The organism is Flavobacterium sp. B167r, assembly GCF_056824315.1.
In genome coordinates, this window is the sequence record NZ_CP124859.1 from 2,917,248 (window position 1) to 2,940,669 (window position 23,422).

The following is a 23,422-nucleotide window of genomic DNA, read 5'->3' on the forward strand; positions in this document are numbered from 1 at the left end:
AAGGATGCCGCTACTATCAGGGCTAGAGAGACAGTTTCAAAAGAAAATTCAGGTTTTCAATTTTTTATGTAATTTTATTGTATAAAATCGTTCAGATGAAATCAACGTATTTAATCAATAAAGAAGAAATTCAGAAATTATACAAACCTATAAATCCTAAAACCCATAAAGGAACACAAGGTCATGCGGTGATTATTGCTGGAAGCTACGGAAAAATTGGTGCAGGAGTTCTAGCTTCAAAATCCTGTCTAAAATCAGGTTGCGGACTCGTAACGACTTTTATTCCCAAATGCGGTTATCAAATACTTCAAATCTCCATTCCAGAAGTAATGACGGTAACCGACGAAAATACCAATTTCATTACCAATATACATCTGCCCATAATTCCGCAAGCCGTCGGAATAGGACCAGGAATAGGAAAGGAGCTCGGAACACAAAAAGCCTTATTTGAATTTCTAAGAATAAATAAAGCGCCTTTAGTGATCGATGCCGATGCTTTAAATATAATTTCAGAAAACTTATCTTGGTTAGAATTAGTTCCAGAAGACACAATTTTAACACCTCATCCAAAAGAACTAGAACGCCTAATCGGAAAATGGAATTCAGAAGCTGAGAAATTCCAGAAAACAATTGCTTTTTCAGAAAAATACAAAGTTATTATCGTCATGAAAGGCGCACCGACATTCATTATAAACAGAACTTCAGTTTACGAAAATACAAGCGGAAATGCTGCACTTGCAACAGCAGGAAGCGGCGACGTCCTAACTGGAATCCTGACAAGTTTTTTAGCGCAAGGCTACGAACCAAAATATGCCTCCAAACTAGGCGTCTACCTCCACGGATTAACAGCAGATTTGGCTCTCCCAAAAACAGGCTACGAATCTTTTACAGCTTCAACTATTATTAAATATCTTGGAAAAGCTTTTCTTGAATTAGATAATTAGAAAATGTGTCAATTAGGCAATTAGAAAATTAGAAAATTTTTCAACTAACCGTTTGTCCTCTGAGCGAAGTCGAAGGATTATAAGTAGCTCGACAAAGAAATTAACTTTTGCAGAAAAACTTTGCGATCCTTCGACTTCGCTCAGGAAGACATAAAACAAGAATAAATCTGCTGAATCTGCAAAATCTGCGTGGAAAAAAATTAAGAATAAAAAATCATCTTAAATCATTTTTAATCTGCGTGAAATAATTTTGCAATTAGAAAAAAAATCTAAATCTATTCTGAAGTTTTGGGACTAAAATCTAAAATCAAAAAAACGTAAGTTTGTATTCTCAAAGATTAGAAACTTAGCAACTCAGTTCCTTAGCATCTTTGAATCTTTAAAAAATGAAAAACAACTTCGATCTCAGAACGGTAAACGTTACCCGTTATATAACCCCACTACGCGAAGGCGGTTCTTTGCCAGCCCTAGCAGAAGCCGATGATGATTTTAAATACGTTTTAAAATTTAGAGGTGCCGGACACGGCGTAAAAGCCCTAATCGCCGAACTTGTAGGTGGACAAATCGCAAAAGCTTTAAAACTACAATTGCCAGAACTAGTTTTCGCCAATCTTGACGAAGCTTTCGGAAGAACGGAAGGTGACGAAGAAATTCAGGATTTATTGCAAGGAAGTCAGGGATTAAACTTGGCGCTTCACTTTTTATCAGGTGCAATCACTTTTGATCCTGCTGTAACAACTGTAGATGCGAAACTGGCTTCACAGATTGTTTGGTTAGATGCGTATATTACTAATGTTGACCGAACTTTTAGAAATACCAACATGCTAATCTGGCATAAAGAATTATGGCTGATTGACCACGGAGCTTGTTTATACTTTCACCATTCTTGGAACAACTGGGAACAGCATGCCAAAAGTCCGTTTGCATTAATAAAGGATCATGTTTTATTGCCTCAGGCTTCACTTTTAGCAGAAGTTGATGCCGAATTTAAAACGATTTTAACGCTAGAAGTATTAGAACAAATTGTAAATACAATTCCGTTAGATTGGTTACAATGGGAAGATGCAGATGAAACTCCAGAAGGATTGCGAAACGTGTATTTGCAGTTTTTAAAGACAAGATTAGAGAATTCAGAAATTTTTGTAAACCAGGCTCAAAATGCAAGATAATCACTTATACGAATATGCTGTGATTCGTGTTGTGCCAAGGGTAGAGCGCGAAGAATTCCTGAATATCGGAATCATTTTGTTTTGTAAAAAAGCTAAATTTATAAAGGTTCTTTTTCATTTGAATAAAGAAAAAATACAAGCCCTTTCTGCCGATTTCGATATCGAACAGCTAGAATGTAATTTAACTTCACTGGTAAAAATTGCCAACGGAGCAAAAGATGGCGGTCCAATTGCAGAATTTGAGATTCCAGAACGATTTAGATGGTTAACAGCTATTAGAAGTTCTGCGATTCAAACTTCCAGACCTCATCCGGGTTTGTGTGAAGATTTAGAGAAAACCATTCAGCGTTTATTTGAAGAATTAGTTCTTTAATAAGTTTCAAAGGGATATAGGAGCAAAGGTTCAGAGGTTTATAAGCTCAAGTAACTGGCCAAAGAAACTACAACTTGAAACTTTAAACAAAACAAAAACTAAAAAACCACGAATTACATTTCTGCAATCCGTGGTTTTAAAACTAAACTAACTCATTCTTTTTCTTGCAGTTCAATTAAAATGAACCACAAACATTACCTCCTAAAGTAGGTCCTGCATTTGCAGAAATATCAGCTTTAACTGCAGTTTTAGCCAATTTTACAATAGAATAAGGAGGTGTAAAAGCCGTTCCGCTTCCTGCTTGATTTCCTGATGTGTTTGTAAAAACGTTATCTGTTGCTGTAACAGCAGTATAACCACTCATTAAATCAATTGGTGTTTTTACACCTTCAAAAACGTTGCTTTCAACAAAAATATTTGCTTCAAAACCTGCTGCAACACATTTGTTACTTACTGTACTGTTAAATAAACTATTAACAATATGCACTTTTCCAAAACGAACTCTAGGCATTCTTTCTTTACAACCTGGAGCCCACCAGCATCTTGCAAAAGTGATTCTCAATTTACCACGGTCAGCAGTTGCACCGTCGCTTGAACCAATTAAGTTAGAATATCTGTGATCGTCTGATCCTCCTGAACCTCCAGCTTTTGGTGGTTTTAAATAGTGGAATTTAGAATAGGTAACAGAAATATAATCTGATTTATTTTTGATGTCGAAGTTTCCGTCAACACCATCTCTAAATTCGCAGTGATCCACCCATACGTTTGTACATTCGTCTAGAATAGCATTATCCCATCCGTCTGTGTCGTAAGCACCTGGACCTTCAAAAATCAAGTTTCTGATGATGATGTTTTTACATCTTTTAATATTGATGATTCCAGAAGCATCTTTTGTTTGGTTAGTAGAAACCAATTTTGCTCCGTTAGCACCATAAATTGTTTTTCCAGTTTGATCTTGAAAAGACAATCTTGTAGTAACAGTGATTGTTCCAGAAACTTTAATCACTTTTACTGAAGAGCTTTCGATAGCCGATTTCAACTGAGCGTAAGTTGTAACTGTAGTTTCAGCAGCAGAACCACCACCAGTTGTACCGCCGTTTTGTGAAGCCCATCCTGGAACCTCAGCACAGTTTCCGATTTTAGCTGTCGGGTTAGTAATTGAAGCATCAATAGCAACTTCGTTTGCTGGTTGAGTGCTTGCTTCTGTGTTCGAAGCGATTTCTTCAGAATTACATGCTGTAAATCCTAAAATCAATGTTGCCGCGAACATTGAAAGTTTTGTTTTTAAGTTCATAATAAATTTGGGTTTTTATAAATGTTTAACAGCGCAAAACTCAATATTATTTGTAGGAAAAAAGTTGAACAAGTTCAAACTTTTGAAAAAAAATATACGAAATGTGTTTTTTTAACAGTTCTAAATTTACAAAAAACCACAAATAGAGTACTTTTACGTAATCGATTACATTGTTTAAGCCCCTAACAAATAATGTATTGATAACCAAACTTATGCCCAAACAAAAAACCACAAGGAATGTACAACCTACTAAGAAAAAACATTGAGCGAAAAATTCCGCTCACAGATGAAGAATGGGAAACCATTTTATCAAAAGCAGAACTTATTAAGCTGAAAAAGAATCAGTTTCTGCAAATTCAAAATTCGAATCACAGTTATGAGGGATTCATTTTGAAAGGATCATTTAAGACCTATATTTTAAATGAAAACGGTACGGAAACCGTTATATTTTTCTCATTCGAAAATGAATGGATGTGTGATCTGGAAAGTTTTTACCATCAAAAACCAACCACCTACAACATTAAAGCCATTGAAGACAGCGAAATTGTGGTTATCACTAAAATGCAGAAAGCGTATTTATTTGCTGTAATTCCGAAACTCATTAAGTTTCATGTTCTAATGATTGAGCGTGCAAATGTTGCCATCCAGCGGAGACTCCTCGATGTTCTCCAAAAAACTTCCAAACAGCGATATCTAGATTTTAAAGAACGATATCCGCAAAAAGTAAGTTCGATAAACAACAAGAATCTCTCATCGTATTTGGGCGTTTCTCATGAGTTTCTATCGAAAATAAAGAGAACAGTTTCTTAATTTCAAAGGGACAGAGAAACAAAGGAGCAAAGGTTAATAAAATCCCGCAATTCCGATAACTATCGAGATTGCGGGATTAAAAAATAGTGTCTTCGTGCCTTAGAAGCAAAAAAAACTTAAATATTTTTCTCCAAATAAATAAACTCCAAAGGAATTTCAGAAACCGTAACATGAACGCCGCTTTCTGGAAAAGCTTCACGTTTGCCTGTATCTGCATAACCGTGACGTTTGTACCAAGCTATAAGTTCTTCACGAACCGAAATAACCGTCATAATAATACTTGATAAACCTAAAAATTTAGCATGATTTTCGGCTTCAGCCAAAAGCTTTTTCCCGATTCCGCTGTTTTGAAGTTCTGGCGAAACGGTCAGCATTCCTAAATACAATTGATGCCCTTTCTCTACCAATAAAACCGAACCAATAATTTTATCATTTTCTGTAAATTTCAGAATTGTGTTTTTTGGATCAAGAAAAATTTCGGTCATTTCTTGTTCATCAGTTCTTTTTCCTTCTAGTAAATGCGCTTCGGTTGTCCAGCCTTTTTTAGACGTTTCGCCTCTGTAAGCCGAGTTGATTAAAATGGTTAATGCTGGAATATCTTCGAGTAATGCTTTTGTTATCATGTTATTTAATAAAAAAAAATGAATTGCCGACAGCTTTAGCTGTAGGGAACAAAGTTATAGTAGAAAATGGCTTTAGCCAAATTTTTTAGTTTTTGGTTAAAGCCATTTCTTATGTTTATTTCGAATGTTCTGTCAAATTGCAACCATTCGTCTTTATGTGAAAATCATTATTCGTAGGTAAAATCTAATCTTCTGATCATTTGTTTGCCACCATATGTGTTTGTGAATGTTTGAGTCATTACTGTCAAATATCCGTTACTGTCATAGTTGTAATCATAATCATATTTATAATCATATTTGGCTACGCCATCAACAGCAGTTTTAATTTTCCATTCTGTCACATGAAGCCAATCTCCGAAATTTTCTCTAAAAATAGGTTCACTGGAATAGATTCCCGCCTTACTATAATCTACAGTAATTTCGAAATTAGTTACTGTAATCCTATCTTCAATAGTCTTAACAAGTTTATTGTCGATATAGGTAATTTTGACATAGTCTTTTTCGTTATCTATTGTCTCCACAAAAATTTTATCACCAACATAATTGTATGTAGTTTTAGTTTCTTTTTTTCCTACACGATCTTCAACACTAGCGTCAGGCGAATCAGAGGTTCTCACTGATTGATTATATGGAAAACTTCCCTCTTGCTTTATTAAACGACCAATTTCGTCATAAGACAGATTTAATATTTTTCCATATTTATCCGTTATTTTAGTGATGTACCCTTTACTATCTAATTGATAAACATCAGTGGGATGAGTCTTAGCAATTAAACCGTCAGAGTCGTTGTAATTGAAATTACTTGTAATAATAAAATTATTAGTGCTACTGCTTTTACTATCTATAGAGCTTAATCTTCCTTTAGAGTTGTATGAAAACTTTATTTCTGTAATGTCACTTTTCAATTCATTCCCAGTAGCATCTTTAGTTATTGTAGCCGCATCGATCTTTAGAATACTTTTTAAGTTATCTTTATTAGGAAAAAGCTTCACAGCTGGTCTAAAGAGTTTTTGATTTGGCAATCTTGGATCGTCAATTTCTGGTGTAGTTGGTGAAGGATCTTGTGGATCGACAACTTCAGGTTTTGTCGGTGCAGGATCCTGTGGACTTGAATCTTCATCGGAAGAGCAGCTAATAAACAGTGTTGATGTAATAAATAGAAGTAGGGCGGTAATTTTTTTCATTCTTGTTTTAATCTATTTTGAGTTATTAGTTATTTAATGATGAGATTATAAAAATGTAAAAATAAGTTACATTTTCAACTTTTTTTTACGTAAACCCGTAAAATTAGATTTTTTGCAAAACCTTTTCTAAAACAATTTTTAATTCTTCTTAGGAGTTTGTTTTTAATGGGAATATACATTTGTTCTGTAAAGAGAGAAGTAAAAAAAGAAGAGATTTTAAATTTCGGTAAGTAAATATTTAAATAAAATTGTTCAAATTTGTATAAAAACCAAAAACAATAAAGCATGAGCAGAATTCATTTGTTCGAATTTGAAGATCAGCATTGGCTTCCAGAATTTATTAGAAATTATATCACTGATTTTTTGCAGTTTCTTTCGAACAAAACTGCGATGTACAAAGGCATAGTTCCCGTAATCGAAAAAGGATTAAAAGAAAGCCAAACCAATCAAATTATTGATCTTGCATCGGGTGGCGGAGGCGGATTAATCTGGCTCAATACCGAATTGCGAAAAAACAATCCCGATTTGAAAATTCTGCTCACGGATTATTTTCCTAATATTCCTGCATTCGAACATACACAAAAACAAGCCGATAATTTCGATTTTGTAAAAACACCAATCAACGCCAAAAACGTTCCCGAAAACTTAAAAGGACTTCGAACGCAATTTCTATCTTTTCATCATTTTAAACCGAAAGATGCGCAGCAGATTCTGCAAAATGCTATTGATACTAACAGTTCGATTGCCATTTTTGAAGGACAGGAGAGAAGTTTTCAGAGTATTATGGCCATGATCTTTTCGCCAATTAGTGTTTTAGCGACAACGCCTTTTATAAGACCGTTTCACATTGGCAGAATTATTTTCACTTATTTTATTCCGATTGTGCCGATTTTGATTCTCTGGGACGGCGTAGTTTCGTCTTTAAGAACGTATTCTGTTGAAGAAATGAATGCTTTGGTTTCTAACTTAAAAAATAAAGAAAACTTTAATTGGGAAATAAAGAAAGTAAAGTCCGGACCAACAAAGATTTTGTATTTGTTGGGCACAAAGAAGTAATCTGCGTTCAAATATAGAATTGAAAAGCGTATCTTACAAAAGTAGCTTTGTTTTTTACAGCAATCTCTTTTCGTTTAAGAATTTTAAATATCTTTGAATTATGAGTACAGCAATAAAACCAAAACATATCGGCAGAAACATAAGCCGTATTAGAGAGCTTAAAGATATGAAACAGGAAGCACTAGCACAGGCTTTGGGTACAAATCAACAGTCTATCTCTATTATTGAAAACAGCGAAACGGTTGACGAACAAAAACTAATTGAGATTGCAAAAGCTCTTGAGGTTTCTGTTGAAGGAATTAAAAACTTTTCGGAAGAAGCGGTTTTAAATATTATTGGTAATACTTATCACGATAATGGTATTGTGAATGCCGGTCTTAATTACGGTTGTACTTTTAATCCTTTAGATAAAGTAGTTGAACTTTACGAACGTTTGGTGCAAGCTGAAAAAGATAAAGTGGAGTATTTGGAGAAGTTATTGAATGGGAAATAATTGTTTTTTGAAGATATATTAAATTAAAAAAGAGACCTTTGGTGAGGTCTCTTTTTTTGTTTAAACACTAATATGGAAATTCACTTTCACCATTTATCCATTCGAAACAATCAAATACATTTTGGACATAATATTCTGCTCGCCTAAATGTATGTTTGCCAATTGTAATAGATTGGGTTGTTCCATCGGCTATTGTGTAAGTTAAATCATCATTAAATAGAGAAGATAGTATTAGTAAATTAGTTTGTAAATCCCTTTCATTTTGCCCTTTTCCTCTCATTCTGTCTTCTATGTGTTGCCATGAATGTCTAATATCTCTAACATTTGGAAACTCAACATCAAATTCCTCTTTAAGTAGATTTAACTTTGTTCTAAAAGATTCAGGGATTAAAGGTGTTTTATTTTCTCTAGTCATAACAAACATAGTATTTGCTATTTTAACAATAGAATCAAGAAAAGAATGAGCATAAATCATTGGCAATTTCTGAAATTGGTCAAAAGGTATATTGTCAATAGGTTTTCTATGCATTTGATCTTCAATACTTATTTCTGAAATATATTTTTTACTATTCAAGTACAAACTTAAAGCTAAAGCTAAATCGTTTAAAAAATTAAGTAAATGCGTTAAAATATCACAATTTATAATTAGGCCTTGGTTGAAATATTGATCTAAAGTATCTTTATTAGTTTCTGATTTAATTAGTTCAAATAACATCTGTTCATCTTGACGAGATATTTTTACTTCATCTGTTCCGTAATGCTTCTTTAAAATGTCTTTTATTTCATCTGTTTTAAGAATTATTGTTTGTGCTGTTAGGGCTGGGGAGATTTTTAGATTTGTATTGAGATAGATATTAAATTCCATAATTTTTTATTTAAGGTTATTTGAATTAAAAAAAACTCATATTTCTTCTGTCTATTTCTCTTTTACAACTTTGAAAAATTGCTGCACCAAGTAAACGTTTTCACGAGGGTGACGTTTGCTATCTGTCATAATGGAATGCTATTATTTCAAGTAAAACTTTTTTATTTTCCCCTTGCTAGCGCGAGCGTCCCGCTCGTGCACGTTCCAATTGGTTTTTGAATTCTTTGTGTTCTCGATCAGGATGCTCGCACTAGCGTGGGGAAGTTTATTTTTTTAAACTGCTTTTAAAATTATTTACTTTCTCCAATTCGGGAATATGTAATGACGAATTGAACGCATTTATAATAGCGTTAACCGTAGCCATATAAAAATCATTGTAAGTTGTTTCCGCGGGTTTAAATACAGCATCAGTAATTTCAAATTTAAAGTTCGCAATTTCTCCAGTCCAAAATGTGTATATAAGTGCGAATGCATCTACGACTTCAGTAATTTCAGTTTTATAAGACTCTGGAAATTCGATTGTATTTTCCAAAAATGTTACCATATGATATCGAGATTCAGAAGGACTTATTCTAATAGCAACATAGGCCCATTTTGATGGGCTAGTGTTCGTTCGTATACAAGTTCCTTGTCCGACAAATGAACTATCAAAAAGTTTTAAGTCTTCTTTAATTTTTGAAAGATACTTTATTGATATTAATAATACTGGCTTCATTTTTTATCAAATTGGGTTTTGAATTTCTGCTAACTCATTTATCTGCGAAGCAAACTTTCGCATGCGTACCTAAAATCGTGCAGTTAATCGAAAGTGCGTTTCGTTTTCTTATTTTCAAATATAAGTATTTTTCATTGCTAATTTATACGGATTTCCGTAGTCGATATACTTATTAGGCTTATGCAAATAAAAAAGCGAGTAAAAAAAATTACTCGCTTTAATCATTTATTATATTTTTTTTACCCCAAGAAACTCTTCAACTCCTCATAAGTTCCAATCTTCACACTAACTTTCTCCTCATTAATAACACTTTCAATTTGTGTTGGAATAGGAAGCGTAATTCCCAGCGCCGGTTCAACCACATCTAAGAATTTAATTGGGTGAGCGGTTTCTAAGAAAATACCAATCGCGTTCGGGTATTTTTCAAGTTCTTTTTTCAAACCTAAATAACCAACAGCGCCGTGAGGTTCTGCGATGTAACCGTCGGTGTTGTAAATTTGTTTCATGGCTTTTAGCGTTTCTTCGTCGGTGTAGCTGTACGAAGAAAAATCTTTTTCAAAAGCCTTTAAATCATTATTGTATAATTCCTGAATTCTAATAAAGTTACTTGGGTTTCCAACGTCCATTGCGTTAGAAATCGTCGCTTTAGAAGGTTTCGGGTCGTATTTTCCGTTTTCTAAGAATCTTGGTACGGTGTCGTTTACGTTTGTCGAAGCAACAAAATGCTCAATTGGCAAACCTAATTTTTTTGCCATAATTCCAGCACAGATATTTCCGAAGTTTCCGCTTGGGCAAGAGAAAACCAATGGTTTGTTTTGGCTCTTGAATGCTTTGTAAGCAAAGAAGAAATAAAACATCTGTGGCAACCAGCGCGCAATATTGATAGAATTCGCCGAAGTCAGGTTTTTGTGCGCTAAAGTTTCATCTAAAAACGCTTTTTTCACCATATCCTGACAATCGTCAAAAACACCATCAACTTCAAGCGCTTTAATATTTTGTCCTAAAGTAGTCAATTGTTTTTCCTGAATATCGCTCACTTTTCCAGACGGATATAAAATGACAACATCAACACCATCAACACCTAAAAATCCGCTTGCAACTGCGCCTCCTGTATCTCCAGAAGTCGCAACTAAAACTGTGTTTTTAGCGTCTTTTTTGTCTTTATTGAAATAACCCAAACAACGTGACATAAATCGCGCTCCAACGTCTTTAAACGCCATTGTCGGTCCGTGGAATAACTCTAGCGAATAGATTCCGTTTTCTACTTTTACAACAGGGAAATCAAAGACTAAAGTATCGGCAATAATTTCTTTTAATTTTTCTGCTTGTATTTCGTCACCAACGAATTGTTTAATCGCTTCATAAGCAATTTCTTCGTGGCTTAAACTTTCGATTTTATCAAAAAATGAAGGATCAAGAGGCGTAATGTTTTCCGGGAAATATAATCCTTTGTCACTCGCCAATCCTTGTATTACAGCTTCCTGAAAAGAAACTTTTGGGGCATTATGGTTTAAACTGTAGTATTTCATTATTTTATTGCTTTAGGCTTTAAGCTGTATGCTTTAGGCTTTTCCTAAAATGTGTTTAGCTTAATGCTTTTTCATTTTTTTGTTTACTATTTTTCCGCAAAGATTTTAAGCTTAATGCCTAAAGCCTATTGCTTACAGCGACTCATCCTAAAGGATGCGGACACCATCGGGGTTAATCTTCGAAACGTGAACTTCATACGGTAAATTCATTTTTTCGTAAACCTCACTCATGGCTTTTGCGATTTGCTCTGCGGTTTCTTTTCCTCGGCTTAAAGCAAAAATCGACGGACCAGAACCTGAAATTCCAGAACCTAAAGCGCCGTTTTCGTAAGCCGTTTGTTTGATTTGGTCGAAACCAGGAATTAAAACACTTCTTAAAGGCTCTACGATTTCGTCATGAAGCGATCTTCCGATTAACTCATAATCTTTGGTGTAAAGACCTGCTACAAGTCCGCCTACATTTCCCCATTGCATGATGGCGCTTTTTAGAGAAACGTTTTGTTTTAAAACGGAACGAGCGTCAGAAGTTTTTAATTCAATTTGAGGATGAACCACCGTTGCGTACAATTCTTCCGGACTATCAATTCTGATAATATCAAGCGGCGCGTAACTTCTTACCAAAGTAAATCCGCCTAAAAGGGCAGGAGCAACGTTGTCGGCATGCGCGTTTCCGCTCGCTAATTTTTCGCCCTGCATCGCAAACTGAACCAAATCTTTACGAGAATAAGGTCTTCCTAATAATTCATTGATTCCGAAAACCGCTCCGGCAGAACTTGCAGCACTGCTTCCGATTCCGCTTCCCGCTTTGATATGTTTATAGATTTCAATTTCAAATCCAAAATCCAATTCGTCCAAAGTTTCCAACATCACCAAAGCCGCCACACCCGAAACGTTTTTCTCTGTTTCAAGAGGCAAATCAGCACCAACGATTTTAGTAATTCGAACTCCTTTTTGATCTGATTTTCGAACAATCATTTCATCACCCGCATTGTCTAAGCAAAGTCCCAAAACGTCAAATCCGCATGAGAGGTTGGCGATAGTTGCTGGGCAAAATAGTTTTATTTCCATTTTTTTTAAGGTTCAAAGTAACAAAGTGACAAAGTGACAAAGGCTTTACTACTTATTATTTTTTAAATTTTAAAGGAACAAACTGATAAAGCAACTAAAGGAAAAACTTTGAACCTTTGTTGCTTTGTCACTTTGTTACTCACTAAACATTACCTATTCTAATAACGTCAGCAAAAATTCCTGAAGCTGTAACAGCTGCACCAGCACCGGCTCCTTTGATCAATAAAGGCTGATCTACATAACGATCGGTGTAGAAAAGCACGATATTATCTTTTCCTTCTAAATTATAGAAAGGATGATCTTTCGGAATAAATTGAAGACCTACGCTTGCTTTTCCGTTTTCGAATTGCGCTACGTATTTCAATCTTGAATCTTTTGCTAAAGCTTCTTTGTAAATGTTCTCAAAATGAGCTGCATGTTTAATTAGCGAAGCAAAGAAATCATCGTTGTTTGTTGTTGCCAGACATTCTGCAGGTAAGAACGATTCGTTTGCAATAGCGTCGATGTCCATTTCGTAACCGCTTTCGCGAATTAGAATCAGGATTTTACGAGCAACGTCGATTCCGCTTAAGTCGATTTTTGGATCTGGTTCTGTGAAACCTTGAACTCCAGCTTCTTTAACCACATCGTGGAAAGAATTATTCTCATCAAAATTGTTGAAAATAAAGTTCAAACTTCCCGATAAAACCGCTTGAATTTTATGCACTTTATCGCCCGAAGCAATCAAGTTTTTTACAGTATCGATAATTGGCAATCCCGCACCAACATTCGTTTCGAATAAAAACGGAGCGTTGTATTGACGTGATAAGTTTTTTAGTTTTTTATAGTTGTCGTAAGCAGAAGAACAGGCAATTTTGTTACAAGTTACAACGGCAATACTTTCTTTTAAGAATTTCTCGTAAGCTTCAGAAACCGTTGCATTTGCTGTAATATCAACGAAAATACTGTTTCGTAAATTCAGTTCTTTTGCTTTTTTGATGAATTCTTCAATGCTTGCTGGTTCACCTTCGCTTAAAGCGGCATCCCAACTTTTTAAAGAAATTCCGTCTTCATCAAAAATCATTTTTCTTGAATTTGATAAAGCAATTACACGAACATTAATCTTTAAAACATCTTTTAAGAATTTTCTTTGGCTGTGAATTTGTTCGATGAATTTCTCACCCACATTTCCAACTCCCATTACAAATAAATTCAGCTGTTTTGTGTTTTCTTCGAAAAAGTTTTCGTGTAAAGTATTCAACGCTTTTTTAACGTCTCTTTCGTTAATTACAGTCGAAATATTTCTTTCAGAAGCACCTTGTGCAATCGCACGAATGTTTACGTTGTTTTTTCCTAAAGTACTGAACATTCTTCCGCTCAAACCTTGGTGATTTTTCATGTTTTCACCAACCAAAGCAATAATACAAAGGTCTTTTTCTACATAACAAGGATCGATTTTGTTTTGTGAAATTTCAATTTCAAAAGCTTTATTGATGGCAGCTTCGGCATTATCAGCATCAGAATTTAAAATTCCAATACAAATTGAATGCTCAGAAGAAGCCTGAGTAATAAAAATTACGTTGATTTTTTCTTGAGACAATACTTCAAACAAACGTGTAGAAGAACCCGCAACTCCAATCATTCCTGGACCTTCAAGCGTTAAAAGTGAAATATTATCGATATGGCTAATTCCTTTTACAACAGTATCTTTTGATAAAACAACATCAGAAATTAAAGTTCCTTCTGCTTCTGGCTCAAAAGTATTTTTGATTAAAATCGGAATGTTTTTTCTTAAAACAGGTTGAATTGTTGGCGGATACAAAACTTTTGCTCCAAAGTGCGACAATTCCATTGCTTCTTGGTACGAGATATTTGCAATTGGCTGCGCTTGTTTTACAATTTTAGGATTCGCAGTAAACATTCCGTTTACGTCCGTCCAAATTTCTAGTTGTTCAGCGTCAACTGCTCCCGCGATAATTGCAGCAGTATAATCAGATCCGCCACGCCCTAAAGTAGAAGTGATTCCGTCAATAGTCTGCGCGATAAATCCAGGCACAATATTGATTTTTACTTTGTTATCGGCAAAATAATCTTTTATCAATTGATTCGAAACTTCGAAGTTAACCGCAGCTTTTCCGAAGTTATTATCAGTTTTAATCAATTCGCGACTGTCTTTATAAATAGCATCTTTGTCAATTTGCTGATACGCTTGAGCAATGATAAATGAAGAAAGTAATTCTCCAAAACTTAAAATAGTATCAGCAGTTCTTGGAGACAATTCGCCTAAAAGAAAACAGCCGTCCAATAAAGTTTCTAAATGATTGATAATTCTTTTTACATGACTTAAAAGACTGCTTTGTTCACTTACAGGAATCAGCTCTTTTAAAGTGTCAAGGTGTTTTTTCTCGATTTCCGCAACAACTTCTCTAAAGCTTTCGTCGTTTGCCGCTGCTTTTGCCGCTGCAGATTGCAATAAATCGGTTACTTTGCTAAGAGCAGAAACTACAACAACTAGTTGGTCTTGTTTTGCTTTTTGGTTAACAATTTCGAGAACGAGTTTTATATTTTGAGCATTGGCTACAGAAGTTCCGCCAAATTTTAATACTTTCATTTTGTTATTTCTTAGGTGCAAAGGTTTTGAGTAACAAAGGTTCAAAGGTTGTCAACTGTGAACTGTAACTTAAAACTGTGACTGCTGTTTTTTTTTCTTTTGATGCAATAGTTTTTATGTATCCAATGACTCTCTTCTTTCAAGAAAAAAGTATAGATAACCTGTGTTTATATGTAAAAATGTATACCCCTATGGGGTAGTAGTTGTTGTAGTAGAAATAGTGGTAGCAGCAATTGCAACTCTTGTTTGAGCTGTAATAATTGTAGATTGATATTTTATGCTGTTACTTTTCATTTTTGATTTTTCAAAAGTACGGCTTTTTATATGAGTTAAAAATTTAAAAAGCTTTTTTGCGAATATTTTAATAATTCAAATCTCTATAATTCAATATTGAGTAATTGCTAAAATTGGATATGTTAAATTGATGTTTTGATATATTTTAGAATACGTTTTTTTGGGATTTAATCTATGCAAGAGATTGAATTTTAATCTGAAAAGAGCTTAAAAACGGGTCTAAACAGGATATTCTGATTTAAAAAGATGTTTAAAGCTGGCAAACAATTTTTATTGAAACTTTAATTATTGTGATAATTTTTTGCTTTTTAATATTGATTTGTTGAATTTTGGCGTTCAAAATTTGAAATCATCATGAGAGAGATCCATTATATAAGTACGGAAACGATCACTTTAGAAACATTGCAAGAAATTTTAGGGCAGAATAAAATTCTAGAATTATCTGAAGAGGCTAAAGTAAATGTTCAAAAATGCCGCGATTATTTAGATAAGAAAATGGCATCACACACAGAGCCAATCTACGGAATCAACACAGGTTTTGGTTCATTATATAGTGTGAAAATCTCAAATGAAAATTTATCTAAACTTCAGGAGAATTTAGTAAAATCGCATTCTTGCGGAACAGGCGAGGAAGTTCCTGCTGAAATAGTGAAGATGATGCTTTTACTAAAAATCCAATCGTTGAGTTATGGGCATTCTGGGATTCAGTTGGTGACATTACAGCGATTAGTTGATTTCTTTAATAATGATATTCTTCCAATAATATATACTCAAGGTTCACTTGGAGCTTCTGGAGATTTGGCACCTCTGGCGCATATGTCTTTGCCTTTAATAGGTGAGGGAGTTGTGCTTTTTGAAGGGAAAAAAGTAGCTTCGGCAGAAGTTTTAAAACATTTTAATTGGGAACCAATTGTTTTACAGTCAAAAGAAGGTTTGGCTTTGTTAAACGGAACTCAGTTTATGAGTGCTTATGGAGCGCATATTTTAATTAAAGCTTACAAATATTCATACTTAGCCGATTTAATCGGAACAATTTCTCTAGAAGGTTTTGATGGAAGAATCGAACCTTTTAACGAATTGATACATTATATTCGTCCGCACAAAGGACAAATTGTAACGGCACAACGAATTACTGAATTCTTAGACGGAAGCGAAATTATTACTCAAGAAAAGAAACACGTTCAGGATCCTTATTCTTTCCGTTGCATGCCGCAGGTTCACGGAGCTTCAAAGGATGCGATTGATTATGTTAGAAAAGTATTCAAAACAGAAATTAATTCGGTTACAGATAATCCGAATATTTTTATTGAAGCAGATCAGATTATTTCGGGAGGAAATTTCCATGGACAGCCTTTAGCTTTAGCGCTTGATTTTATGGCAATTGCTTTAGCAGAATTAGGAAGCATTTCTGAAAGAAGAACGTATCAGTTAATTTCGGGATTAAGAAATCTTCCAGCATTTTTAGTGGACAATCCAGGATTAAATTCAGGATTTATGATTCCACAATATACCGCAGCAAGTATTGCTAGCCAGAATAAACAATTGGCAACTCCAGCAAGTATTGACAGTATTGTTTCGAGTAACGGTCAAGAAGATCACGTGAGCATGGGAGCAAATGGAGCTACAAAAGCCTTGCGAATTTTAGATAATTTGGAGCGTATTTTAGCGATCGAATTGTTAAATGCTTCACAAGCAATTGCATATATAGAGCCTTTAAAATCAAGCGATTTCATTGAAATGTTCTTAAGCAGTTACAGAGAAATAGTGCCTTTAGTAAAAGAAGACAGAATCTTGCATAATGACATAGAAAACACGGTTTTATTTCTTTCGAGTTTTCAAATTGAAAACGATTTGTTAACAATGGCTTAACACTGAAACGTGTTATTGAAGGTAATTTTGCGCTATCAAAAATAAACAAATGTCAATAAACAGTATTTTCCAATTTTTAGTGCCGAAAGACAAGAAATTCTTTCCACTTTTTGAAGAAGCTTCAAGCAATTTAATTGAATTAGCTTCTAACTTACACGAAGCTGTAAATTTACCATTAAAAGAAAGAGAGATTCTTTTTCAAAAAATTGACGAATTAGAACAAAAAGGAGAAGACATTACACGTCAGACCAATTTAGAATTGAGTAGAAATTTTATTACTCCATTTGATAGAGAAGATATTCACACCTTAATTACTTCAATTGATAACGTAGCAGATTATCTTCATGGTGCTGCAAGCCGTATGAGATTGTATCAGGTTGATAAGATTACAAAATCTATCAGAAAAATGACAGAAATCAATCTTGAAGCTTGTCAAAATATTGATAGTGCTGTAAAAGAGTTGAGAAACTTGAAGAACTTTAAGATTATTAAAGACGCTTGTTCTAGAATTAATAAATTAGAAAACAAGTCTGATAACGTATATAACAAAGCAGTTTTTGAAATTTTTGAAAACGAAACAGATGCTAAAAACATTATCAAATACAAAGAAGTGTTATCTGTTTTAGAATCAGCAACAGACAAATGTAAGAGTGTTGCGAATATACTAGAATCTATTTCTGTAAAACATTCTTAATTCAATTTTTCAATCTGAAGTTATAATTTTATGACGCTACTTATATTAATTATAGTATTAGCCTTAATTTTTGATTACATCAATGGTTTTCATGATGCGGCAAATGCTATAGCGACTGTTGTTGCTACAAAGGTTCTGACGCCTTTTCAGGCCGTTCTTTGGGCAGCATTTTTTAACTTTCTGGCGTATTGGGTTTTCGGTTTTGGTGTTGCAGATACTGTTGCAAAAACCGCCGATACAATGCAGATTGACCTAGTTGTAATTTTGGCTGGTGTTATCGCCGCAATTTGCTGGAATTTATTGACTTGGTGGTTAGGAATTCCTTCAAGTTCTTCTCATACACTTATTGGAGGTTTTGCTGGTGCAGCCATTGCGCATGCAATTGCAGTTCACGGATTTTCAGGTTATGTAGACGCAGAAGGAGTGACACATCATTGGTATGATATTGTAAGTTGGTATAAGGCTGGAAAAGATGGCGGAATGCCCTCGGGAGTTCTTATTATCATTGCATTTATTGTTTTAGCACCTCTACTAGGAGCTTTAGCATCTTATATAATTTCGATTTGGTTATTAAACGCTTCTCGTAAAAGTATTGGCCCTAAAATTTTTACTGTAGCTTTAATGCTTGCAACTATCTGGTTCGTTTATGTACAAATGATTCCTTATGAAGAAATTATAAAAGATGGGCATAAACCTCGTTTCGCTTCTTCAGTTTTTTGGAGTGTTGCATTTGAACCGCACAATATTAAATGGTTTTTAGTCGCTTTTATTGTGTTAACTGTTAGTGGGTTTTGTTTGATTTTTAGTAGTTTGAATCTTCATCAAGCGGATGCGGCTTTAAAGAAAATGCAGCTTCTATCTTCTGCGGCTTTTAGTTTAGGTCACGGAGGAAACGATTCTCAAAAAGTAATGGGTATTATTGCTGCGGCAGTTGTTGTTTATGTCAATACAAATCCAGGTGTTCATATGGATTCTTGGTTAGATGTTGCCCTTCCTTCTGAAGATGGAGCTTTTAAAATGCCAAGCTGGATTCCGTTAGCATGTTATTCTGCAATTGCTGCAGGAACTTTAAGTGGTGGATGGAAAATTGTAAAAACAATGGGTTCTAAAATCACTAAAGTAAGTTCGTTTGAAGGTGTTGCGGCAGAAACTGCAGGAGCTTTAACGCTTTACTTTACGGAGCACTTAAAAATTCCAGTAAGTACAACGCACACTATTACAGGATCTATTATTGGAGTTGGATTAACAAAACGTGTATCTGCAGTTCGCTGGGGAGTAACGGTAAGTTTAATCTGGGCTTGGATCTTAACTATTCCAATTTCAGCTATATTGGCAGGTTTAGTTTACTTTATTTTAAGCGTGTTTATTTAATCTGTAAAAGATGAATTTTGTAAAATGTGAGAAATAATCATTTTTTATTGATATACAAAACCGGTTTCAATTTGAAATCGGTTTTTTTTTGTTTTAAAGTGAAAGAATAAAGGCTTTTAATAGCTGCGATTACGTCAGATTTTATCTATTTTTATCAGCATTAATATTTTAAATATGAAGAAAATAATTCTACTGGTTGTAAAAGCTAGTTTTGCTCAATTAAATAATAAATTTTTTAAATATGGCTTTATTGATAAAGAAGGAAAAGAAATTGTAGTTCCAAAATATGAAAAAGCAGATAATTTTGTTGATGGAGCAGTAATTGTAGGGATTCCTGTGGGAAAATAAGTTGGATTAAAAAATGTTGTTAAAATGAAATGTTATAATGAATAAAGAGACTTTAAATCAAATTGAAAGAATAAAAATAAAGTTGCTTTTAGCAAAAGATGCTGATGAAAATTTTAAGGTTTTTGGAGCTAATAACCATAAATATATTTTAGGAGAAACAGCAAATGAAGAAGATATTTTAAAATTTGAAAAAGAGTATAGCGTTTCTCTGCCAGAGTCTTATAAAGCTTTTTTGACGCATCTTGGAAATGGTGGAAATTCATATCAAAATTCTGCCGCTGGACCTGATTACGGAATATTCCCTTTTGGGAAAAATCTGGAAGAATTTGTTTATGAAAATCCTGAAAATGCTCTAAAACAAGATTGCAAGATATACCCGAATATGAGTGACGAATTCTGGGAAAAATTAACAGAAAAGATTGATGAGAATATTTCTGATGAGGATTATGATGTCGAGTTAGGAAAAATATTTGGAGGAATTCTGCCTATTGCTACACAAGGTTGTACGTACTATTATGGACTTATTTTAAATGGGCAATTTAAAGGAAGAGTTGTTAATATTGATATCGACAGGAAAAAACCATTCTTTGCTTACGAATCGAATTTTTTGGAGTGGTACGAAAGATGGCTCGACGGAATTATACCAGAAAAGATAATGAAAAATGATATTCTACTGTATACATTTACGCTAAGTGGTTCTGTAAATTATATCTTGGAAGTTTATTTATCTTCAGATAAATTTGAAGATAAATATGAGTGTTTAAGAAGTTTGCTTAAGAAAGATAATCTTGATTCGGAGACTTTAGATGTTTTATTGAAACAGTTTTATTTAACATCTGGAAGAGAAAAAGAAACGCTGCTTCAAGTCCTCACTAAATTTGATTATAATTGCGCTTATGATAATCTTTTAGCATATTCGAAAGAAAATTTACTTGTTGTTTTTCAATTTGTATTTTGGTATGCAAAAGATAAAAGCGCTGATTGGCTAGAAGTAATTAAAGAAAATGTTTCAAAAATAAATGATGATGAGACTTTTCGTTTTTGTACTTATTTATTGAAAGAAATGAATATAGATTACGGTTCTATAATTATTCCGTTTACTGCTCATTTAAATAAAGAGATAAGAGTGACGGCTTATTATACTCTTGGGCAATTAGAAAATAAAGCAGATTATCTGGAAACTTTTATTGTAGGTTTGAATGATAAAACAAATAGAATTGTACACACTACTTTACAAGCTTTAGATGGCGTAAAAGAAGAAAAACTTTTAAAACATTATAAAAATATTGCAGAAAGGTTTCCGGTGGAGGAGGATTATATTTTAGTCAATTTAAATCATAGGCTTAAAGCTTTTGATCTAACCAATGAAACTATAAAAGAGATTCAATATTAAATAAAAAGACCGATTTCAATTTTGAAATCGGTCTTTTTTAAATCAAAATTTCTGAAGGTTTTTGTGATTATGTTTGCGTTTGTAATGCGTTTGTTTTAGTTTCTTTTCATCTTCAGAGATGATGCTAATTGTGCCATCAATTTCTAGCATTGCGAGTTTTACGTTTTTGAAAAATTCAATTCCGTGTTCTCTCATAGCTTCTTTTAATTCTTCGTCAGAAATATCAAGTTTGCTTAATGTTTTAAAATCTAATTTTCCATCGTGAATAAGGATTTGTGGTTTGTCTAACAATAAATCTTCAAGAACTTTAGAATGATGTATTAGCTTTTTAATGATATAATTAATTATGAATAAAACCAAAGCGGCGATTAATCCGCCAGTTAAGCTTGTGTCTGGACCAACCATTGCATTTTGAACCGAATTACTGATTAGTAAAATCAAAATTACATCGGCAGTGTTTAATTGCGAAAGTTCTTTCTTGCCGAATATTCGTAAAGCGATCGTCATAAAAAAATAAACAGCAATACTTCTTAAAACGATATCTAGATATGGAAAAGACATTTTTTTTATTTTAAAGTTAAATAAAAAAGCTTTGCCAAAGTTTTAAAATTTTGACAAAGCTTTATAAGTAATTAATGTTTTTTTTAGCCAGAGCATTTGGCCCAAGTGCTTTTTGTGTCAATGATTTTCCAAATAGTATCTTTTTTTCTAAATAGACTGATATTCCATATGGTAATTCTTTTCGATAACAGTTAATTTCCATATAGGCTTTTTTGTTGTCTTGAGAAAATATAGGTATTGATAATATCATGCATTCTTCAGCTTTATCAATTTTTGATACTGAAATTGTTTTTAGCTTTTTTGATATTTTTTCTGGTATTGTGTATTTTAAAAAACAATTGTTTTGTTCTACAAAGTTTATAGAATCCTTGCTGTTAAATATTTTTTCTCCTTTTAAGTTAGCATTCAAAAGTCCTTCAATATAAATTTCTGTGTTTTCAAATATTCGTGGTAAACGAGGAGGGAGTTTTACAATTGCTATCTTTTTTGATGGTTGAGCATATATACTCTCAGTATTAATTTTGAGTTTTTTGAAACTGCTGCAAACGGGGTAAGAATCTTTAGAATTCTCAATGTGGTTTTGTTTGATAAAAGTCTCGATGATTTTATCAGTTTCAATCTTTCTAATCTTTTCATTAGTAGAGCAATCATTTTTACTGCATCCGGTTATGATTAAAATTAGAAAGATTACTACTTTTCTCATTTATAATATTCTAAAATAATTAGAAATGTAACTGTTATAATTTGAAGTTCTTTTCAATTGCTCTAATCATTTCTCCAGCGACATCCTTATTTGTCGCACCTTCAATTCCTTCCAAACCAGGAGAAGAGTTTACCTCTAGTAATAAAGGTCCTTTAGAAGAACGAATAATATCTACGCCAGCAACTTTTAAGTCCATTGCTTTTGCGGCTTTTATAGCAATCTTTTTCTCTTCTGCGGTTACTTTGATAACAGAAGCTGTTCCGCCAAGGTGAATATTAGCTCTAAATTCGCCAGGCATAGCTTCACGCTGAATTGCCGCAACCACTTTACCGTCAATTACAAAACAGCGAATATCTTTTCCATTAGCTTCTTTAATAAATTCCTGAACTAAGATATTGGCATTTAAACTTTTGAAAGCGTTGATAACACTTTCTGCTGCTTTTTTTGTTTCGGCTAAAACAACCCCTTTTCCTTGCGTTCCTTCCAATAATTTTACAATTAGAGGTGAGCCGCCAACCATTTTAATTAAGTTGTCTGTATCAAGCGGAGAATTGGCAAATCCAGTTGTTGGAATGTCAATTCCGCTATTTAAAAGTAATTGTAATGAATATAATTTGTCTCGAGATTGTGTTATCGCTGTAGCTGAATTTAAAACAAAAACCTTCAAAGCCTCAAACTGACGTGTTAAAGCACATCCGTAAAAAGTAATGCTAGGACGAATTCTCGGAATGATAGCATCAAATTGATTTAATATTTTTCCGCCTCTATAATGGATTTCAGGTGTCTTGGCGTCCAATTTCATATAACATTCCTTGATATTCAAAAAATGCATCTCGTGGCCGCGCATTTCACCCGCTTCCATGATACGTTTATTGCTGTACAATTCCGGATTGCTTGCTAAAACACCGATTCGTAAACCTGAACTTGCTTTTTCAGAGTTTAGGTATAATTCTTTTAAGGCTTCCGCTGTTGGCTGCCCTAATAAATATTTTTCTTCAGGATCAACTAAAACGCGTCCGCTCATGGCTTCACGTCCCAGTAACATACGAAATCCCATTGAGTCACGATTCGTTAAAGTCATTTCGATTGGCCATTTTGTATCGCCAATTTTTAAACTTGTTTGAATTACATAACGGTGTTCTCTAAAACCGCTTGAACTTTTTACGATTCTTTTATCAACTAAAGGGGCTTCACAATGAATAATAGTTTTAATATTATTCTGAATCGGATTAATATCAAATTTAACCCAATTGGCATCATTTTTTATAAAAGGAGCTATGTTTATTGCATGCATTGCCGAAGTTTTGGCGCCAGAATCCACACGAGCTTTTATTGTTGGGATTCCGAGTTCTGGAAATGAGCACCATTCTTCACTGCCTAAAATGACTTTTTCTTGAAGCATATATTGTTTTTATTATGTAATTTAAATTCAAAAATAGTTATTTGCTTTTACTAAAGATAGTGATTTTTAATAAA

Annotated in this window: 22 protein-coding genes; 11 read left to right on the forward strand and 11 right to left on the reverse strand. The window is 33.7% G+C overall.

Annotation, left to right across the window (positions count from 1 at the left end; all coding sequences use genetic code 11):
- The first annotated feature begins 95 nt into the window (after positions 1–95).
- The 3 genes from QLQ96_RS13030 to QLQ96_RS13040 all read left to right on the forward strand — a co-directional run bounded on the left by QLQ96_RS13030 (position 96) and on the right by QLQ96_RS13040 (position 2,486).
- Complete coding sequence (locus QLQ96_RS13030; protein WP_482491060.1) at positions 96–944, forward strand: NAD(P)H-hydrate dehydratase; 849 nt, start codon at positions 96–98, stop codon at positions 942–944.
- 386 nt (positions 945–1,330) lie between these two features.
- On the forward strand, positions 1,331–2,113 hold the full coding sequence (locus QLQ96_RS13035) for a HipA family kinase (RefSeq protein ID WP_482491061.1): 783 nt from the start codon (positions 1,331–1,333) through the stop codon (positions 2,111–2,113).
- A complete protein-coding gene (locus QLQ96_RS13040; RefSeq protein ID WP_379694095.1) occupies positions 2,103–2,486 on the forward strand; it encodes a DUF3037 domain-containing protein in 384 nt (127 codons plus the stop codon). Before QLQ96_RS13035 ends, QLQ96_RS13040 begins: the two co-directional genes overlap by 11 nt.
- Positions 2,487–2,661: 175 nt before the next feature.
- Here the strand turns inward: QLQ96_RS13040 and QLQ96_RS13045 are convergent, their stop codons facing one another.
- Complete coding sequence (locus QLQ96_RS13045) at positions 2,662–3,780, reverse strand: pectate lyase family protein (protein ID WP_482491062.1); 1,119 nt, start codon at positions 3,778–3,780, stop codon at positions 2,662–2,664.
- 237 nt (positions 3,781–4,017) lie between these two features.
- On the opposite strand from QLQ96_RS13045, the gene QLQ96_RS13050 reads away from it, so the two are divergent.
- Positions 4,018–4,590, forward strand: a complete 573-nt coding sequence (locus QLQ96_RS13050; RefSeq protein ID WP_482491063.1) for a Crp/Fnr family transcriptional regulator — start codon at positions 4,018–4,020, stop codon at positions 4,588–4,590.
- A 116-nt stretch (positions 4,591–4,706) separates the two neighbouring features.
- Here the strand turns inward: QLQ96_RS13050 and QLQ96_RS13055 are convergent, their stop codons facing one another.
- Both QLQ96_RS13055 and QLQ96_RS13060 read right to left on the reverse strand, forming a co-directional pair.
- Positions 4,707–5,213 (reverse strand): GNAT family N-acetyltransferase, encoded by a 507-nt coding sequence (locus QLQ96_RS13055; RefSeq protein WP_482491064.1) that lies wholly within the window; start codon positions 5,211–5,213, stop codon positions 4,707–4,709.
- Positions 5,214–5,380: 167 nt separating this feature from the next.
- Positions 5,381–6,397 carry a hypothetical protein gene (locus QLQ96_RS13060; RefSeq protein WP_482491065.1) on the reverse strand — a complete coding sequence of 339 codons (1,017 nt, stop codon included), beginning with the start codon at positions 6,395–6,397 and terminating at the stop codon, positions 5,381–5,383.
- Between the two features lie 285 nt (positions 6,398–6,682).
- Between QLQ96_RS13060 and QLQ96_RS13065 the strand changes: the two genes are divergently transcribed.
- Positions 6,683–7,453: a hypothetical protein gene (locus QLQ96_RS13065; protein ID WP_482491066.1), complete on the forward strand. Its 771-nt coding sequence runs from the start codon at positions 6,683–6,685 to the stop codon at positions 7,451–7,453.
- Positions 7,454–7,553: 100 nt separating this feature from the next.
- Complete coding sequence (locus tag QLQ96_RS13070) at positions 7,554–7,946, forward strand: helix-turn-helix domain-containing protein (protein ID WP_482491067.1); 393 nt, start codon at positions 7,554–7,556, stop codon at positions 7,944–7,946.
- 67 nt (positions 7,947–8,013) lie between these two features.
- On the opposite strand, the gene QLQ96_RS13075 is transcribed toward QLQ96_RS13070, so the two are convergent.
- The 5 genes from QLQ96_RS13075 to thrA form a co-directional block, all read right to left on the reverse strand.
- Positions 8,014–8,811, reverse strand: a complete 798-nt coding sequence (locus QLQ96_RS13075) for a hypothetical protein (protein WP_482491068.1) — start codon at positions 8,809–8,811, stop codon at positions 8,014–8,016.
- A gap of 265 nt (positions 8,812–9,076) precedes the next feature.
- Positions 9,077–9,526, reverse strand: a complete 450-nt coding sequence (locus QLQ96_RS13080) for a hypothetical protein (RefSeq protein WP_482491069.1) — start codon at positions 9,524–9,526, stop codon at positions 9,077–9,079.
- Positions 9,527–9,765: 239 nt separating this feature from the next.
- Entirely contained in the window at positions 9,766–11,055 is a 1,290-nt protein-coding gene (thrC, locus tag QLQ96_RS13085; protein ID WP_482491070.1) for a threonine synthase, read from the reverse strand.
- Positions 11,056–11,202: 147 nt separating this feature from the next.
- Positions 11,203–12,123 carry a homoserine kinase gene (locus QLQ96_RS13090; RefSeq protein ID WP_482491071.1) on the reverse strand — a complete coding sequence of 307 codons (921 nt, stop codon included), beginning with the start codon at positions 12,121–12,123 and terminating at the stop codon, positions 11,203–11,205.
- A 142-nt stretch (positions 12,124–12,265) separates the two neighbouring features.
- The gene (thrA, locus tag QLQ96_RS13095) at positions 12,266–14,713 is read right to left on the reverse strand and encodes a bifunctional aspartate kinase/homoserine dehydrogenase I (protein ID WP_482491072.1); all 2,448 of its coding nucleotides are present in this window, start codon (positions 14,711–14,713) and stop codon (positions 12,266–12,268) included.
- 648 nt (positions 14,714–15,361) lie between these two features.
- Here thrA and hutH point away from each other — a divergent pair.
- From hutH to QLQ96_RS13120, 5 genes are all read left to right on the forward strand, one after another.
- Positions 15,362–16,876, forward strand: a complete 1,515-nt coding sequence (gene hutH / locus QLQ96_RS13100) for a histidine ammonia-lyase (RefSeq protein WP_482491073.1) — start codon at positions 15,362–15,364, stop codon at positions 16,874–16,876.
- A gap of 49 nt (positions 16,877–16,925) precedes the next feature.
- Entirely contained in the window at positions 16,926–17,570 is a 645-nt protein-coding gene (locus QLQ96_RS13105; protein ID WP_482491074.1) for a DUF47 domain-containing protein, read from the forward strand.
- Between the two features lie 30 nt (positions 17,571–17,600).
- The gene (locus QLQ96_RS13110; protein ID WP_482491075.1) at positions 17,601–18,941 is read left to right on the forward strand and encodes an inorganic phosphate transporter; all 1,341 of its coding nucleotides are present in this window, start codon (positions 17,601–17,603) and stop codon (positions 18,939–18,941) included.
- A 174-nt stretch (positions 18,942–19,115) separates the two neighbouring features.
- Positions 19,116–19,289 (forward strand): WG repeat-containing protein, encoded by a 174-nt coding sequence (locus QLQ96_RS13115; protein WP_482491076.1) that lies wholly within the window; start codon positions 19,116–19,118, stop codon positions 19,287–19,289.
- Positions 19,290–19,326: 37 nt separating this feature from the next.
- A complete protein-coding gene (locus QLQ96_RS13120; RefSeq protein WP_482491077.1) occupies positions 19,327–20,682 on the forward strand; it encodes an SMI1/KNR4 family protein in 1,356 nt (451 codons plus the stop codon).
- 42 nt (positions 20,683–20,724) lie between these two features.
- Here the strand turns inward: QLQ96_RS13120 and QLQ96_RS13125 are convergent, their stop codons facing one another.
- The 3 genes from QLQ96_RS13125 to rimK all read right to left on the reverse strand — a co-directional run bounded on the left by QLQ96_RS13125 (position 20,725) and on the right by rimK (position 23,348).
- Positions 20,725–21,243, reverse strand: coding sequence for a DUF421 domain-containing protein (locus QLQ96_RS13125; protein WP_482491078.1), 519 nt, complete (start codon positions 21,241–21,243; stop codon positions 20,725–20,727).
- A 61-nt stretch (positions 21,244–21,304) separates the two neighbouring features.
- Entirely contained in the window at positions 21,305–21,946 is a 642-nt protein-coding gene (locus QLQ96_RS13130; RefSeq protein WP_482491079.1) for a hypothetical protein, read from the reverse strand.
- Between the two features lie 34 nt (positions 21,947–21,980).
- The gene (gene rimK, locus QLQ96_RS13135; protein ID WP_482491080.1) at positions 21,981–23,348 is read right to left on the reverse strand and encodes a 30S ribosomal protein S6--L-glutamate ligase; all 1,368 of its coding nucleotides are present in this window, start codon (positions 23,346–23,348) and stop codon (positions 21,981–21,983) included.
- Positions 23,349–23,422: the final 74 nt, after the last annotated feature.

Excerpts from the sequence above, each read along its gene's own strand:
- QLQ96_RS13130 (WP_482491079.1), bottom strand. The coding sequence starts at position 21,946 with ATGAGAAAAGTAGTAATCTTTCTAATTTTAATCATAACCGGATGCAGT.
- QLQ96_RS13055 (WP_482491064.1), bottom strand. The coding sequence starts at position 5,213 with ATGATAACAAAAGCATTACTCGAAGATATTCCAGCATTAACCATTTTA.
- QLQ96_RS13030 (WP_482491060.1), top strand. The coding sequence starts at position 96 with ATGAAATCAACGTATTTAATCAATAAAGAAGAAATTCAGAAATTATAC.
- QLQ96_RS13040 (WP_379694095.1), top strand. The coding sequence starts at position 2,103 with ATGCAAGATAATCACTTATACGAATATGCTGTGATTCGTGTTGTGCCA.
- QLQ96_RS13035 (WP_482491061.1), top strand. The coding sequence starts at position 1,331 with ATGAAAAACAACTTCGATCTCAGAACGGTAAACGTTACCCGTTATATA.
- QLQ96_RS13115 (WP_482491076.1), top strand. The coding sequence starts at position 19,116 with ATGAAGAAAATAATTCTACTGGTTGTAAAAGCTAGTTTTGCTCAATTA.
- QLQ96_RS13090 (WP_482491071.1), bottom strand. The coding sequence starts at position 12,123 with ATGGAAATAAAACTATTTTGCCCAGCAACTATCGCCAACCTCTCATGC.
- hutH (WP_482491073.1), top strand. The coding sequence starts at position 15,362 with ATGAGAGAGATCCATTATATAAGTACGGAAACGATCACTTTAGAAACA.
- QLQ96_RS13080 (WP_482491069.1), bottom strand. The coding sequence starts at position 9,526 with ATGAAGCCAGTATTATTAATATCAATAAAGTATCTTTCAAAAATTAAA.
- QLQ96_RS13060 (WP_482491065.1), bottom strand. The coding sequence starts at position 6,397 with ATGAAAAAAATTACCGCCCTACTTCTATTTATTACATCAACACTGTTT.
- rimK (WP_482491080.1), bottom strand. The coding sequence starts at position 23,348 with ATGCTTCAAGAAAAAGTCATTTTAGGCAGTGAAGAATGGTGCTCATTT.
- QLQ96_RS13125 (WP_482491078.1), bottom strand. The coding sequence starts at position 21,243 with ATGTCTTTTCCATATCTAGATATCGTTTTAAGAAGTATTGCTGTTTAT.
- QLQ96_RS13065 (WP_482491066.1), top strand. The coding sequence starts at position 6,683 with ATGAGCAGAATTCATTTGTTCGAATTTGAAGATCAGCATTGGCTTCCA.
- QLQ96_RS13110 (WP_482491075.1), top strand. The coding sequence starts at position 17,601 with ATGACGCTACTTATATTAATTATAGTATTAGCCTTAATTTTTGATTAC.
- QLQ96_RS13070 (WP_482491067.1), top strand. The coding sequence starts at position 7,554 with ATGAGTACAGCAATAAAACCAAAACATATCGGCAGAAACATAAGCCGT.
- QLQ96_RS13120 (WP_482491077.1), top strand. The coding sequence starts at position 19,327 with ATGAATAAAGAGACTTTAAATCAAATTGAAAGAATAAAAATAAAGTTG.
- QLQ96_RS13045 (WP_482491062.1), bottom strand. The coding sequence starts at position 3,780 with ATGAACTTAAAAACAAAACTTTCAATGTTCGCGGCAACATTGATTTTA.
- thrC (WP_482491070.1), bottom strand. The coding sequence starts at position 11,055 with ATGAAATACTACAGTTTAAACCATAATGCCCCAAAAGTTTCTTTTCAG.
- QLQ96_RS13075 (WP_482491068.1), bottom strand. The coding sequence starts at position 8,811 with ATGGAATTTAATATCTATCTCAATACAAATCTAAAAATCTCCCCAGCC.
- QLQ96_RS13050 (WP_482491063.1), top strand. The coding sequence starts at position 4,018 with ATGTACAACCTACTAAGAAAAAACATTGAGCGAAAAATTCCGCTCACA.
- QLQ96_RS13105 (WP_482491074.1), top strand. The coding sequence starts at position 16,926 with ATGTCAATAAACAGTATTTTCCAATTTTTAGTGCCGAAAGACAAGAAA.
- thrA (WP_482491072.1), bottom strand. The coding sequence starts at position 14,713 with ATGAAAGTATTAAAATTTGGCGGAACTTCTGTAGCCAATGCTCAAAAT.